Origin of the sequence: Nitrospirillum amazonense (assembly GCF_007828035.1) — a bacterium.
GTDB classification, from domain to species: Bacteria; Pseudomonadota; Alphaproteobacteria; order Azospirillales; family Azospirillaceae; genus Nitrospirillum; species Nitrospirillum amazonense.
On the sequence record NZ_VITV01000007.1, the window covers coordinates 341397 to 354959 of the forward strand.

The window sequence follows — 13563 nt, forward strand, 5'->3', positions numbered from 1 at the left end:
ACAACCATGAGCACAATGCATCCTGACCGGCGGGTCAATCAGTATTGGACGCACATAACCGAATGGTCAGATGATATTGTAGATGAGATGGGATGGCGAGTACGGGCGGGCGCCCATTCGCGATGCAACATTTACAGGAAATCCCGCATCATCAGCGTGGCCGACAGTAGTTAACATACCGTTAAATACTTAGCCGTCCGCTGGGCGCCGGCGGCCCTGGCGGCGGCGGCGCACCTGTGGCATCGGCGCCGCAGCAGGCCAGCCATCCGCCGGACGCCGGTGCCCAACCCTTTCCCCTCCGCACCAGGGAAGTGATATGGTCCGCGCCGATTGATGGGTGCCGACCAAAGCCCAACCAAAGCATTGATGGGGACCGTAAGGCCGATGGCCGATAAGCAGCGACTGTTCATCACCGGGGCGACGGGATTCGTCGGCGCGGCCGTGGCCCGTGTGGCCTTGGCGCGTGGGCACGACGTCACCGTGCTGAAGCGCGCCGCGACGCCACCGACCAACCTGGCCGGCCTGGACGTGCGGGTGGTGGAAGGCGACCTGAACGACCCGGACAGCCTGACGCGCGGCATGGACGGGGCGGACGCCCTGCTGCATGTGGCGGCCGACTACCGCCTCTGGGCGCCCAACCCGGAAGAGATCGTCCAGAACAACCTGCGCGGCACCCGCGCCATCATGGAACTGGCGGTGCGCCACCGCCTGAAGCGCGTGGTCTACACCAGCAGCGTGGCCGTGCTGGCCCCCCGCACCGATGGCGTCGCGGTGGACGAACGCGCGGTGATGGCCCCGGACGCCGCCATCGGCGCCTATAAACGCAGCAAGATCCTGGCGGAACAGGCGGTGCTGGACATGGTGGCCAAGGATGGCCTGCCGGCCGTCATTGTCAATCCGTCCACCCCCATCGGCCCCCGTGACCTGCGCCCCACCCCTACCGGCCGCATCATCGTCGAGGCCGCGACCGGCAAGATGCCGGCCTTCGTCGACACCGGCCTGAACCTGGTGCATGTGGACGACGTGGCCGAGGGCCATCTGCTGGCCTTCGAGAAGGGCCGGGTGGGCGAACGCTACATCCTGGGCGGCCAGGACGTCTCCTTGCAGCAAATGCTGGCTGACATCGCCCGGCTGGTGGGCCGCAAACCGCCCACGGTGGCGGTGCCGCGCGGCCTGATCCTGCCCATCGCCGTGGTGGCGGAAGCGGTGGCCAAGGTGACCAAGCGCGAGCCCTTCGTAACCGTGGACGGCCTGCGTATGTCCAAATACCGCATGTTCTTTTCCTCGGCCAAGGCCGAGGCCGAGTTGGGCTATACCGCCCGGCCCTACGGCCAGGCCCTGGCCGACGCCCTCACCTGGTTCAAGACCGCGGGGTACCTTGCATGAGCCTGATCTTCCTCATTGGCCTCATCAGCCTGGCGATCTGGGTGGTCCTCGTCTTCGCCCGCGGCCTGTTCTGGCTGGGGCTGGAACGGGACGACATGGCGGTGGTGCCGGCCAACAGGCCGGGGGATCTGCCCAGCGGCCCAGCTCATGGCCATGGCGGGCTGGAGGGCGGCTGGCCCTCCGTCACCGCCATCATCCCCGCCCGCAACGAGGCTGACGGCATCGCCCAGGTGATCGCGTCCCTGGGCGCGCAGGATTACCCCGGCGCCCTGAACATCGTGCTGGTCGACGACGGCAGCGACGACGGCACCGCCGACCTGGCCCGTCACGCGGCGGAAACGTCCGGGTCCACCGCCACGCTCACCGTTCTGACCGGGGCGGACCTGGCGCCGGGCTGGACGGGCAAGCTGTGGGCCGTGCGCCAGGGCATCGCGCATGCGCAGGAAGGCGACTTCCCGCCCGATTACCTGTGGCTGACCGACGCCGACATCGCCTACGCCCCCGACACGCTGACCCGCCTGGTCACCCGCGCCCAGACGGAAAACCGCGTGCTGGTCAGCCTGATGGCCAAGCTGCGCTGCCAAAGCTGGGCGGAAAGGGCCTTCATCCCCGCCTTCATCTACTTCTTCCAGATGCTGTACCCCTTCGGCCGGGTGAACGACAGCGGATCCACCGTGGCGGCGGCGGCCGGCGGCTGCATGCTGGTGGACCGCCAGGCCCTGGCGCGCGCGGGCGGCATCGACAGCATCCGCGACGCCCTGATCGACGATTGCGCCCTGGGCCGCCGCCTGAAGACGCAAGGCTCCATCTGGCTGGGCCTCAGCGACCGCGCCGTCAGCCTGCGCGCCTATGACAAGGTGGACGACATCCGCCGCATGGTCATCCGCAGCGCCTACGCGCAGCTGAACTATTCCCCGGCGCTGCTGGCGGGTACCGTGCTGGGCATGCTGCTGACCTATGTGGCGCCCGTGCTGCTGGCCCTGTTCAACCGGGAGGCGGCGGGCATCTTCGGCGCGCTCGCCGTCGGCCTCATGCTGGCCAGCTTCGCCCCCATCCAGGTGTTCTATCGCCTGTCGCCTATGCGGGCCGTCACCTTGCCGCTGATCGGCATCGTCTATACCGTGTGGACCGTGGACAGCGCGGTCCAGCATTGGCTGGGCCGTGGCGGCATGTGGAAAGGGCGCGCCCAGGCCCAGCACGTGCATCCGGTGCACTCATCAGGTCAGAACGGAACCACCGCGCCATGACGGCAGCCAACCACCGCACCGGCAAGGGTCACAAGGACGAGAACTTCCCCGTCGCCTCGCTGATCATCCGCCGGGACGCCCGGGCGCCGGTGATGGCCTATTACGCCTTCGCGCGCGTGGCCGACGACGTCTCGGACAGCCCCATCCTGGCGCCGGATATGAAGCTGAAGCTGCTGGACGCCATGGGCGCCAGCCTGCGCGGCGAGCGGGAGAACGAGCCGGAGGCCGTGGCCTTGCGCGAGGTCTTGCGCGAGCGGGGCCTGTCCGACCAGCACGCCCACGACCTGCTGACTGCCTTCCGCCGCGACGTCACCCAGCTGCGCTACACCGACTGGGACGACCTGATGGACTATTGCCGGTATTCCGCCATGCCGGTGGGCCGCTACGTCCTGGACGTCCATGGGGAGAGCCGCGACACATGGCCGGCGTCGGACGCCTTGTGCGCCGCCCTGCAGGTCATCAACCACCTGCAGGACTGCGGCAAGGACAAGCGCGCGCTGGACCGCGTCTATATCCCCCTGCCCCTGCTGATTGCAGGCGACCTGACGCCCGACGCGCTGCTGGAGCCGGCGGCGCCACCGGCCTTGATGGACATCATCCATCATCTGGCCAAGCGCACCGACGCCCTGCTGGACCAGGCGGAGCCGCTGGCCGCCCAGGTGAAGGATCTGCGGCTGGCCATCGAGGTCGCCATCATCCAGCGCCTGGCCCGCCGCCTGGTGCGCCTGCTGCTGATCCGCGACCCGCTGTCGGACCGGGTGCACCTGACCAAGATGGAAACGCTGTGCACCGCCGCCGGCGCCGCCCTGTCCACCCTGTGGCAGCGCATGACCGGCGGCGGCACCCGCGCCGTGCCGGCGGGGAAAAAGCCATGAGCCTGGCCGCCGAGATGACCGAGACCAATCCCAATATCCCGGGCCAGAACGAGACCGCCGCCAAGTCGGCCAGCGGCAGCTCGTTCTACACCGCCATGCGCGTCCTGCCCCCGGCGGAACGCGACGCCATGTTCCATATCTACGCCTTCTGCCGCGCGGTGGACGACATCGCCGACGGCGACGACCCGACCATCGCCGCCACCAAGGCGGCGCGGCGCGAGGCGCTGGACGCGTGGCGGCAGGACATCGCCGCCGTGTGCGAGGGCAAGGGGCCCGCCAAGCTGGCCGGCCTGCAGGCCGCCACCCGGCGCTTCGGCCTGCGCCATGACGATTTCATCGCCGTCATCGACGGCATGCAGATGGATCTGGACGCCGACATCCAGGCGCCGGACATGGCCACCCTGGATCTGTACTGCGACCGGGTGGCCAGCGCCGTGGGCCGCCTGTCCGTCCGCGTCTTCGGCATGCCGGAGGACAGCGGCATCGCCCTGTCCCACCATCTGGGCCGCGCGCTGCAGCTGACCAACGTGCTGCGCGACGTGGACGAGGATGCGGCGATCAACCGGCTGTACCTGCCGGCCGAGCTGCTGCGCAAGCACGGCATCACCGCCACCGACCCCAACACCGTGGTGGCCGACCCGCGCGTCGATGGCGTGGCGCGCGACCTGGCGGTGCGGGCCGCCGAGCATTTCCGCGAGGCCGACCGCCTGCTGGCGGCCGCCCCCCGCCGCGCCGCCCGGGCCCCGCGCCTGATGCGGGACGTCTACAAGGTGTACCTGGACCGGCTGCTGGTGCGCGGCTGGGCCGGGCCCCGCCCCAAGGTCCGCATCGCCAAGCCCCACCTGCTGTGGATCGTGCTGAAGGCCTTCCTGTTCTGATGACCACCCCTGTTCCTTCCCCCGGGGCCGCTTCCCCCGGGCCGACCGTGCACGTCGTCGGCGCCGGCCTGGCCGGCCTGGCTGCCGCCGTGCGCCTGACCCAGGCCGGGCGCCGCGTGCGCCTGTATGAAGCGGCGGCCCAGGCCGGCGGCCGTTGCCGCTCGTATGACGAGCCCAACCTGGGCATCCGCATCGACAACGGCAGCCACCTGATGGTCAGCGGCAATCACGCCGCCATGGCCTATTTGCGCGCCACGCACGGCCCGGGCCGGGAACCGGCACTGGAAAAGGTGGAATACCGGTTCTGGGACGGGGCCACCGGCCGGCGCTGGCAGGTGCGGCCCAACGACGGCAAGCTGCCGTGGTGGGCCCTGGTGCCCTCGCGCCGCGTGCCGGGAACCAAGGCCAGCGACTACCTGGCCGGGTGGAAGCTGATGCGGGCCGACCCGCTGGCCCCCATCGGGGAGGTGCTGGCCTGTTCCGGCCCCGCCTGGGATACCTTCTTCCGGCCGGTCCTGCTGGCGGCCCTCAATACCGAGCCGGAGCAGTCGGCCGCGGGCCTGGCCGGCGCCATCATCCGCGAGACGCTGGCCCAGGGCGGTGCGGCCTATCAACCCCTGCTGGCCAGCGGCGGCCTGTCGCCCGTCTTCGTCGACCCGGCACTGGAGTGGCTGGCGGCGCAGGGGGCGGAGATCGTGTGGCGCCGCCGCCTGCGCGCCCTCACCCGTGTGGACCAGTTGGTCACCGCTCTTGATTTCGGCACCGAAACGATTGAGCTGAAGCCAGAGGATCGGGTGGTGCTGGCGGTGCCGGCCTGGGTGGCGGCCGATCTGCTGCCCGGCCTGACGACGCCGACGGAACACCGCTCCATCCTGAACGTTCATTTCCGCCTGGACCGGCCGGCGGGCATGCCCCGGATGACGGGCATGATCAACACCGTGGGCGAATGGGCCTTCGCCTATGACGACCATGTGTCCGTCACGGTCAGCGGTGCCGACCGCCTGATGGAGTCGGACCGGGAAGAGACCGCGCGCGCCATTTGGGGTGAGATCGCCGCCCTCGCCAACCTCGATCCCACCACACCGCTGCCTCCGTGGCAGGTGGTGAAGGAGAAACGGGCCACCTTTGCCGCACTGCCAGAACAGGCAAAGCGTCGCCCGAATGCAACGGCGGCCGGAAAAAACCTTGCGCTGGCAGGGGATTGGACCGCTACCGGATTGCCATCCACCATCGAAGGCGCCATACGTTCAGGATTCACTGCTGCGGATGCGATCCTGACCGCACGGTGAGCCGCCTGAGCATTTCAGGCATGAGGTTGAGGTGTGCGCTGGCGCACAGCCCGGCTTGGCGTTTGTTGAATCATCCCGCTTCAGGTTAAGTCGCGTTTGTAGAGGTCGCTTGGTCATGGATGTTCGTATGGAAGCCGATTTCGTCGGCACCGGCGCCGCTTCGGCCCGCGTCAACGAAGGGGTGCTGCAGCAGTCGATAGACCGCGCGGCCCGCGTCCTGATGGACCGCCAGGCGGCCGATGGCCACTGGGTGTTCGACCTGGAGGCGGACGCCACCATTCCCGCCGAATACATCCTGCTGAAGCATCACCTGGGTGAGGAGCCGGATCCGGAGATCGCGCGCCGCATCGGCAACTACCTGCGCCGCATCCAGGGCAGCCATGGCGGCTGGCCCCTGTTCCACAACGGCGCGTTCAACATCAGCGCCAGCGTGAAGGCCTACTTCGCACTGAAGGCCATCGGCGACGACATCGACGCCCCGCACATGGCCCGCGCCCGCCAGGCCATCCGCGACAACGGCGGGGCGGCGGCCAGCAACGTCTTCACCCGCATCATGCTGGCGCAGTTCGGCGCCGTGCCGTGGACCGCCGTGCCGGTGATGCCGGTGGAAATCATGCTGCTGCCCAAGTGGTTTCCCTTCCACCTGACCAAGATCAGCTATTGGGCGCGCACCGTCATCGTGCCGCTGCTGATCCTGATGGCGCTGAAGTCCAAGGCCAAGAACCCGCGCAACCTGCGCATCGATGAGCTGTTCCTGGTGCCGGCCGACCAGGTGAAGTCCTGGCCCAAGGCGCCGCACGTCAAGAAGCCCTGGGGCGAAATCTTCGGCGTCGTCGATCGCGTGCTGCGCGTGGTCCAGCCCTACTTCCCCAAGAAGAGCCGCGACAAGGCCATCGAGAAGGCGGTGGCCTTCGTGCGGGAGCGCCTGAATGGCGAGGATGGCCTGGGCGCCATCTACCCCGCCATGGCCAACACCGTCATGATGTTCGACCTGCTGGGCTGGTCGCCCAAGCATCCTGAGGTCGCGACCGCCCGTTACGCCATCGAGAAGCTGCTGGTGATCGACGAGGCGCGGGATGAGGCCTTCTGCCAGCCCTGTGTCAGCCCCGTGTGGGACACCAGCCTGCTGTGCCATGCCATGCTGGAAGTGGGCACCGACGAGGCGCTGGCCCGCACCGGCCAGGCCCTGGAATGGCTGAAAGGTGAGCAGGTGCTGGACGTGAAGGGCGACTGGGCCGACCAGCGCCCGAACGTCCGCCCCGGCGGCTGGGCCTTCCAGTACGGCAACGACCATTACCCCGACCTGGACGACACCGCCGTGGTGGTGATGGCCTTCAACCGTGCCCAGCCGCAGCTGGCCGCGGCCGGCCTGCCCGCCGACTACGACATGACGGTGGCGCGCGGCGCCGAATGGGTGGAAGGCCTGCAGAGCCGCAACGGCGGCTGGGGGGCGTTCGACGCCGACAACACCCACTACTACCTGAACTACATCCCCTTCTCCGACCATGGCGCCCTGCTGGACCCGCCCACCTCCGACGTCACCGGCCGCTGCCTGGGCATGATGGCCCAGCTGGGCGCCGACAAGGACGGCAAGGCCATGCGGGAAGGCGTCGACTACCTGCTGAAAGAGCAGGAGAAGGACGGCAGCTGGTTCGGCCGCTGGGGCGTCAATTACATCTATGGCACCTGGTCGGCCCTGAACGGCCTGAACGCCGCCGGCCTGCCGCCCGACCATCCCGCCATGAAGCGGGCCGTGGACTGGCTGGTGCAGATCCAGAACCCCGATGGCGGCTGGGGGGAGGATTGCGAGAGCTATGCCCTGGATTACAGCGGCTACCAGCCCTTCCCCTCCACCGCCTCGCAGACCGCGTGGGCCCTGCTGGGCCTGATGGCGGCCGGTGCCGTGGAGCATCCGGCCGTTGCGCGCGGCATTGACTGGCTGACGCGCAACCAGGGCGAGGATGGCCTGTGGAAGGAAGAGTATTACAGCGGCGGCGGCTTCCCCCGTATCTTCTACCTGCGCTACCACGGCTATTCGAAGTACTTCCCCCTGTGGGCCATGGCGCGCTACCGCAACCTGTCCAACAGCAACAGCAAGCTGGTCAGCGTCGGCCTTTGACGAAAAGGACGCCTGTAAAAGGCCCTTTTTAAAACTGTAAATCGCCGCGACTGCGGGTAATAAAGACGCCTGGAAGGTCAACCTTCCAGGCGTTTTGTTTTTACGAGTTCGGAAAATGGTCATGGTCCAGGCTCAGCGGCGCGTCATGGCGCGCCCCATCATCGTCGTCACCGGCCTGAAGCGGGAGGCGGCCATCGCGCAGGGTCGCGGCTGGCTGCCGCTGGTCAGCGCCGGCGATCTTGAGCGGACGGAACGGGAACTGACGGCCCATGCCCCCGGCGCCTGCGGCTTCCTCAGCTTCGGACTGGCCGGCGGCCTGCAGCCCGGGCTGGAACCCGGTACCCTGGTCGTCGCCAACCGCATCGTCACCGACGGCGGCGACTTCCTGCCCGATCCCGGCTGGACGGCGGGCTTGGCCGACGCGCTGCCCCGGGCCATGGTGGCGCCGGTGGCCGGGCAGGAACGCATCATCAACACGGTGGCGGGCAAGCAGGCCCTGTTCGCGGCCACAGGGGCGGCGGCGGTCGACACCGAATCCCAGATCGCGGCCCGGGTGGGGGCCCGCTTCGGCGTGCCGGTGGCGGTGTTGCGTGCCGTGTGCGATCCGGCCCACATGACCCTGCCGCCGGCGGCGACTGCCCCCCTGAAACACAACGGGACGCCGGACCCGTTCCGGATCCTGGCGTCCCTGTGGCGTCAGCCGGGCCAGATCCCGCAACTGCTGCGGCTGGCCCGGGATTCCGAGGCGGCGTTTAAGGCCTTACTCGGCGGCTTTGCTGGCGTCGCGCGCGCGGATGTCAGCCAGCGCCTTCTCGACATGGCGTGAGAAGACGAACTCAGCCGGGCGCTGGTTGGCCAGGCTGATTTCCGGCGCCATGTCGCCACTGGTCTTCACGCCGCGCAGGCCGACCCAGGCGGCCTTCAGCGGGTTGGCCAGGGTGTCGGTGACGGCGGTCGCCTCATACCCGCAATGGACCATGCAGTCGGCACACTTCTCGTAGTTGCCGGTGCCGTACTTGTCCCACTCCGTCTCCTCCATCAGCTCCTTGAAGGTCTTGGCATAGCCTTCGCCCAGGAGGTAGCAGGGACGCTGCCAGCCGAAGTAGGTGCGGCAGGGGTTGCCCCACGGGGTGCAGTGGTATTCCTGGTTGCCGGCCAGGAAGTCCAGGAACATGGTCGACTGGTTGAACCGCCAGTTCTTGCCACCGTTGCCGCGCTTGAAGACCTCGCGGAACAGGTTCTTGGTGGCCGTGCGGTTCAGGAAGTGCTGCTGGTCGGGCGCACGCTCATAAGCGTAGCCCGGCGAGACGGTGATGCCCTCCACGCCCATTTCCATGACGCTGTCGAAGAAGCGGGCCACGCGCTCCGGATCGGCGTCGTTGAAGAAGGTGCAATTGATGCTGACACGGAAGCCGCGATCCTTCGCCGCCTTGATGGCCGCGACGGCGCGGTCGTAGGTGCCCTTCTGGCAGACCGACTTGTCATGCGCCTCGCGGTCGCCGTCCAGGTGCACCGACCAGGTGAAGTACGGGCTGGGCTTGAACAGGTCCAGCTTCTTTTCCATCAGCAGCGCGTTGGTGCAGAGGATGGCGTACTTCTTCTTCGCGATGATGCCTTCGACCATCTGGTCGATTTCTTTGTGCAGCAGCGGCTCGCCGCCGGCGATCACCACCACGGGCGCGCCGCACTCATCCACCGCCGACAGGCAATCCTCCAGCGGCAGCCGCTGGTTCAGGATCTCATCCGGGTAGTCGATCTTGCCGCAGCCGGCACAGGCCAGATTGCACCGGAACAGCGGTTCCAGCATGAGGACCAAGGGATAGCGCTTCACGCCCGTCAGCCGCTTCTTGAGAAGATACGAGCCGATACGGACGACCTGATGCAGCGGAATACCCATGCCTTCAATCTCCTTGAACCCCAGCGCCATTAACCGCGGCGGCGCGGGTTGAAACATTTTGTCTACCGAATTGGCGGGCAAAAGACCACCAACCGGCGTGCGCGTCAGGCCAGCGTTTCCGGCAGGCGGAATTGAACGTCTTCCACGATGCCCGGCAATGTCGACAATTCGATGGGACCCAGGCGCCGCAGCGCCGCGATCACACCGTCCACCAGTACTTCCGGCGCCGAGGCGCCGGCTGTGACGCCCACCACACCGCATCCCGCCAGCCAGGCGGGGTCGATGGCGCGTTCGTCAGGGACAAGGTAACTGGGCACGCCCAGTTCCTCACCAATTTCCCGCAGGCGGTTGGAATTGGAACTGTTTGCCGACCCAACTACCAAGATAAGATCGGCCACCTTGGCCAGTTCCCGCACCGCGGCCTGCCGATTCTGCGTGGCGTAGCAGATGTCTTTGGTCTCAGGACCCAGAATATCCACGAATCGGTGCTTCAGCGCCGCGATCACCGACCGCGTGTCATCCACGCTGAGCGTCGTCTGCGTCACATAGGCGACGGGCGTCTCCGCCGCCAGGGGCAGGGCCTCCACGTCATCGACACTGGACACCAGATATGTATCGCCCGGTATCTGGCCAAGGGTGCCTTCCACCTCGGCGTGACCGGCATGGCCGATGAGGATGACGGTCCGGCCCTGCGCCACGTAGCGCTTGCCCTCCGCATGCACCTTGGACACCAGCGGGCAGGTGGCATCGATGACGCGCAGCTCACGCGCCTCCGCCTCCGCCTCCACGGCGCGCGATACGCCGTGGGCGCTGAAAATGGTCAGGGCGCCGGCCGGCACCTCCGACAAATCCTCGACGAACCGGGCCCCCTTGGCCCGCAACCCTTCGACCACGTGCTGGTTATGGACGATCTCATGCCGCACATAAACGGGTGCGCCGTGGCGTTCCAGCGCCCGCTCGACAATGTCGATGGCGCGGATCACTCCGGCGCAGAAGCCCCGCGGCTGGGCGAGAACTACCTGCATTGCGGAAACCCCTGGAAGACACCCCAAGTCCATCGTCCGCAACGGACCCGCCGGGGCATCCCACTTCAACATGTTAGCGATACCAACTGTCCCCCGCCGGACAGGGTCCGCCAGGTCCATATTGGCTACGGATGGTAAAACCGACCCCCCGCCTCGATCGAACACCGGCGATAGATACCTGTGCCAATCGAATCCGCCACCGCCCTATGGTCAGGCCAGACTTGCACAAAATTTAACGCGTGCCAATGCGTGGCGATTGCTTGAGCGATCTGCGCTTCACGTGTGGCATCGCGGCAACGGGTGGCCTAGACCTTAGCTAATGGCATCTTTAGTGGACAGAAAACGCAAACATCTTCCGGCGGGAAGGCTATACGGGGCGTTAAAGCCCTTTCCCCAGTGATAGCGTATGGGCCGACAACGCATATGCAACAAAACGTCACGCGCGGCGCAACCTCCACAGCCCCAGATGCGACCCAGATGCGCTATGCATGATGCTTGATCTCCGTCGCCACAGCCGGGACGATGACGGAAAGAATTGACATAGACGCTGTCGCGCCCGACACCGGCCCGGTAGAACGTCGCCTGACGGACGCGGACCGGCCCCGGCGGTGGCCCATCCGCCCCAGCCCGACGGCTCCGCCCCCTTTTTCGAACGCGGGCGGCGGCCGGCCGCCCCCCTGTTTTCGTGGTTCCCAGAGGAGAACACCCCCCGTGTCGACCGTACGGCCCCCCGTTTCCCGCCCCACCCGCCGGCCCTTCCTGGTCCTTGGCCTGATGGCCCTGGCGGGTGCCGCGCTGGCGCCCCTGCTGGTCCCGGCGGCAGCCCAGGCCCACGCCATCGTCATTGACAGCAATCCCAAGGTGAACGACACGCTGGGCGTGGGCGGCAACGTCCTGAAGGTGCATTTCAACAGCCGAATCGACCGCGCCCGGTCCAAGCTGACCGTCATCGCCGCCGATAAGACCGAGGTGCCGGTGACCATGTCCGAAAGCCCGGATGACGAGACGCTGGCGGGTCAGGTCACCCTGCCCTTCGCCGGCAGCTACAAGCTGCGCTGGCAGGTGTTGGCCGTGGACGGGCATACCACCCGCGGCGACATCCCGTTCACCGTGACCCAGCCGTAATCGGGGCCTGCCGCACGTGGATACCCTTGTCGATATTTTCGGTTACCTGACCGTTGTCCTGAACGGCATCAACCTGGTGGCCATGACCATGGCCTTCGGCAGCGTGCTGTTCCTGACCTGCCTGGCCCTGCCGCTGGCGGCCCAGCTGAAGCTGTCCGCCGACGCGGTGGCCGACGCCGGCGCGCGCTACGCCCGCTGGGGCGGCATCGCCACGGCCATTGCCACCCTGTCCTCGCTGACGCTGAACGCCCTGGTGCTGTCCGGCACGCTGGAAATGCCGGTGCTGCAGGTGGCGGGGGCCTTCTTCATCGAGGCCGGCATCGTCCAGGTCCTGGCGGCCATCGCCATCGTGGTGGTGGCGCGCGGCCACATGACCCGCCCGCGCGTCGCCGTGCTGACGGCCTTGGCCCTGCTGATGCTGGTCGCCTCGCTGGCCACCAGCCACGCCGCCGCCCGGCCGGGTGAGCGCGTGTGGATGCTGCTGGCCACCTTCTCGCACATCCTGGGCGCCGGCCTGTGGCTGGGCGGCCTGCCGGCCTTCCTGTCGTCGTTGGGCCAAGCCCAGTCGCGGGATGAGGGTGCCGCCATCGGCCAGCGCTACAGCCTGATGTCCATCACCGGCGTCATCCTGATCGTGCTGGGCGCCATCGGCATCAGCATCGGCTTCATCGGCGGCCTGCAGGGCTTTTACGGCACGGCCTACGGCGCCATGGCAGCGACCAAGGGCGTCATGCTGGGCATCCTGCTGCTGCTGGGCCTGGGCAACTTCCGCACCATCCGCCGCTTCGCCGCCGGCCAGGGCGAAAGCCTGACCCGCGTGCGGCGCTTCGTGGAGGTGGAGATCGCCTTCGCCATCGCCATCCTGCTGGCGGCAGGCTCCATCACCTCGCAGCCGCCGGCCAGCGACCTGACGGACGACCGCGCCACCTGGGCCGAGGTGGTGGAGCGCATGACCCCCGTCATCCCGCCGCGCCTGGAAAGCCCCAGCCACGACAGCCTGGCCATTCCGGCCCTGCAGGAGAAGCTGGACAAGGAATGGCGCGACCAGCAGGCCAGCAACCGGCCACAGGCCTTCGTGCCCGGCGCCGGCGAGCTGCCGCCCCGCAACGCCGACGACATCGCCTGGTCGGAATACAACCACCACTGGGCGGGCCTGGTCGTGCTGCTGGTGGGCCTGTTCGCCCTGCTGGAGCGGGCGGGGGTGCGCTGGGCCAAGCACTGGCCGCTGCTGTTCCTCATCCTCGCCGGCTTCCTGTTCCTGCGGTCGGATCCAGAAACCTGGCCCATGGGCGACGTCGGCTTCTGGGACAGCTTCCGCGATCCGGAGGTGGTGCAGCACCGGTCCTTCGTGGTGCTGATCATCGCCTTCACCGTCTTCGAATGGGGCGTGCGCACCGGGCGGTGGAAGAACCAAGCCCTGGCCCTGGTCTTCCCCGTGCTGACCACCGTAGGCGGCGACCTGCTGCTGACCCACAACCACGCCATCAGCAACATCAAGGAGCAGCTGCTGATTGAGCTCAGCCACCTGTTCCTGGCGGTGCTGGGCGTGGCGGCGGGTGCGGCCCGCTGGATGCAGATCCGGGGCAGCGGCCGCGACGCCCGCTGGGCCGGCTGGATCTGGCCCACCTGCTTCGTGCTGGTCGGCCTGTTGTTGCTGGCCTACCGCGAGGCCTGATATCAAGGCCTTGGCGTTGATGATCTGGGAACGGGCGCCGGGAGACC

At 67.9% G+C, this 13563-nt stretch carries 11 protein-coding genes; 9 read left to right on the forward strand and 2 right to left on the reverse strand.

The genetic code is table 11. The features are described from left to right. Positions 1-384: 384 nt before the first annotated feature. From hpnA to FBZ87_RS20440, 7 genes are all read left to right on the forward strand, one after another. The gene (gene hpnA / locus FBZ87_RS20410; RefSeq protein WP_145612411.1) at positions 385-1386 is read left to right on the forward strand and encodes a hopanoid-associated sugar epimerase; all 1002 of its coding nucleotides are present in this window, start codon (positions 385-387) and stop codon (positions 1384-1386) included. Beyond that, a complete protein-coding gene (locus FBZ87_RS20415; protein ID WP_145612412.1) occupies positions 1383-2633 on the forward strand; it encodes a glycosyltransferase in 1251 nt (416 codons plus the stop codon). Before hpnA ends, FBZ87_RS20415 begins: the two co-directional genes overlap by 4 nt. Further along, positions 2630-3508, forward strand: a complete 879-nt coding sequence (gene hpnC / locus FBZ87_RS20420) for a squalene synthase HpnC (RefSeq protein WP_145612413.1) — start codon at positions 2630-2632, stop codon at positions 3506-3508. The genes FBZ87_RS20415 and hpnC overlap by 4 nt, the downstream gene beginning before the upstream one ends. Next, positions 3505-4386 carry a presqualene diphosphate synthase HpnD gene (hpnD, locus tag FBZ87_RS20425; RefSeq protein WP_246134511.1) on the forward strand — a complete coding sequence of 294 codons (882 nt, stop codon included), beginning with the start codon at positions 3505-3507 and terminating at the stop codon, positions 4384-4386. The genes hpnC and hpnD overlap by 4 nt, the downstream gene beginning before the upstream one ends. Next, on the forward strand, positions 4386-5675 hold the full coding sequence (gene hpnE / locus FBZ87_RS20430) for a hydroxysqualene dehydroxylase HpnE (protein ID WP_145612414.1): 1290 nt from the start codon (positions 4386-4388) through the stop codon (positions 5673-5675). The genes hpnD and hpnE overlap by 1 nt, the downstream gene beginning before the upstream one ends. 127 nt (positions 5676-5802) lie before the next feature. Next, positions 5803-7794 carry a squalene--hopene cyclase gene (shc, locus tag FBZ87_RS20435; RefSeq protein WP_145612415.1) on the forward strand — a complete coding sequence of 664 codons (1992 nt, stop codon included), beginning with the start codon at positions 5803-5805 and terminating at the stop codon, positions 7792-7794. A gap of 121 nt (positions 7795-7915) precedes the next feature. After that, positions 7916-8620, forward strand: coding sequence for a phosphorylase family protein (locus tag FBZ87_RS20440; protein ID WP_186454870.1), 705 nt, complete (start codon positions 7916-7918; stop codon positions 8618-8620). On the opposite strand, the gene hpnH is transcribed toward FBZ87_RS20440, so the two are convergent. Continuing rightward, positions 8555-9691, reverse strand: a complete 1137-nt coding sequence (gene hpnH, locus FBZ87_RS20445) for an adenosyl-hopene transferase HpnH (protein WP_040850176.1) — start codon at positions 9689-9691, stop codon at positions 8555-8557. The two genes, FBZ87_RS20440 and hpnH, sit on opposite strands and share 66 nt — an antisense overlap. A gap of 104 nt (positions 9692-9795) precedes the next feature. Continuing rightward, complete coding sequence (ispH, locus tag FBZ87_RS20450; protein ID WP_145612417.1) at positions 9796-10716, reverse strand: 4-hydroxy-3-methylbut-2-enyl diphosphate reductase; 921 nt, start codon at positions 10714-10716, stop codon at positions 9796-9798. Positions 10717-11427: 711 nt separating this feature from the next. Between ispH and FBZ87_RS20455 the strand changes: the two genes are divergently transcribed. Both FBZ87_RS20455 and FBZ87_RS20460 read left to right on the forward strand, forming a co-directional pair. After that, positions 11428-11841 carry a copper resistance CopC family protein gene (locus FBZ87_RS20455; protein ID WP_211107025.1) on the forward strand — a complete coding sequence of 138 codons (414 nt, stop codon included), beginning with the start codon at positions 11428-11430 and terminating at the stop codon, positions 11839-11841. Positions 11842-11857: 16 nt separating this feature from the next. Then, a complete protein-coding gene (locus tag FBZ87_RS20460) occupies positions 11858-13516 on the forward strand; it encodes a CopD family protein (RefSeq protein ID WP_145612418.1) in 1659 nt (552 codons plus the stop codon). Positions 13517-13563 lie beyond the last annotated feature (47 nt).

What these genes read in the sequence shown, in the direction of transcription:
- hpnA (WP_145612411.1), top strand. Translation starts at nt 385, where the DNA reads ATGGCCGATAAGCAGCGACTGTTCATCACCGGGGCGACGGGATTCGTC.
- FBZ87_RS20415 (WP_145612412.1), top strand. Translation starts at nt 1,383, where the DNA reads ATGAGCCTGATCTTCCTCATTGGCCTCATCAGCCTGGCGATCTGGGTG.
- hpnC (WP_145612413.1), top strand. Translation starts at nt 2,630, where the DNA reads ATGACGGCAGCCAACCACCGCACCGGCAAGGGTCACAAGGACGAGAAC.
- hpnD (WP_246134511.1), top strand. Translation starts at nt 3,505, where the DNA reads ATGAGCCTGGCCGCCGAGATGACCGAGACCAATCCCAATATCCCGGGC.
- hpnE (WP_145612414.1), top strand. Translation starts at nt 4,386, where the DNA reads ATGACCACCCCTGTTCCTTCCCCCGGGGCCGCTTCCCCCGGGCCGACC.
- shc (WP_145612415.1), top strand. Translation starts at nt 5,803, where the DNA reads ATGGAAGCCGATTTCGTCGGCACCGGCGCCGCTTCGGCCCGCGTCAAC.
- FBZ87_RS20440 (WP_186454870.1), top strand. Translation starts at nt 7,916, where the DNA reads ATGGTCCAGGCTCAGCGGCGCGTCATGGCGCGCCCCATCATCGTCGTC.
- hpnH (WP_040850176.1), bottom strand. Translation starts at nt 9,691, where the DNA reads ATGGGTATTCCGCTGCATCAGGTCGTCCGTATCGGCTCGTATCTTCTC.
- ispH (WP_145612417.1), bottom strand. Translation starts at nt 10,716, where the DNA reads ATGCAGGTAGTTCTCGCCCAGCCGCGGGGCTTCTGCGCCGGAGTGATC.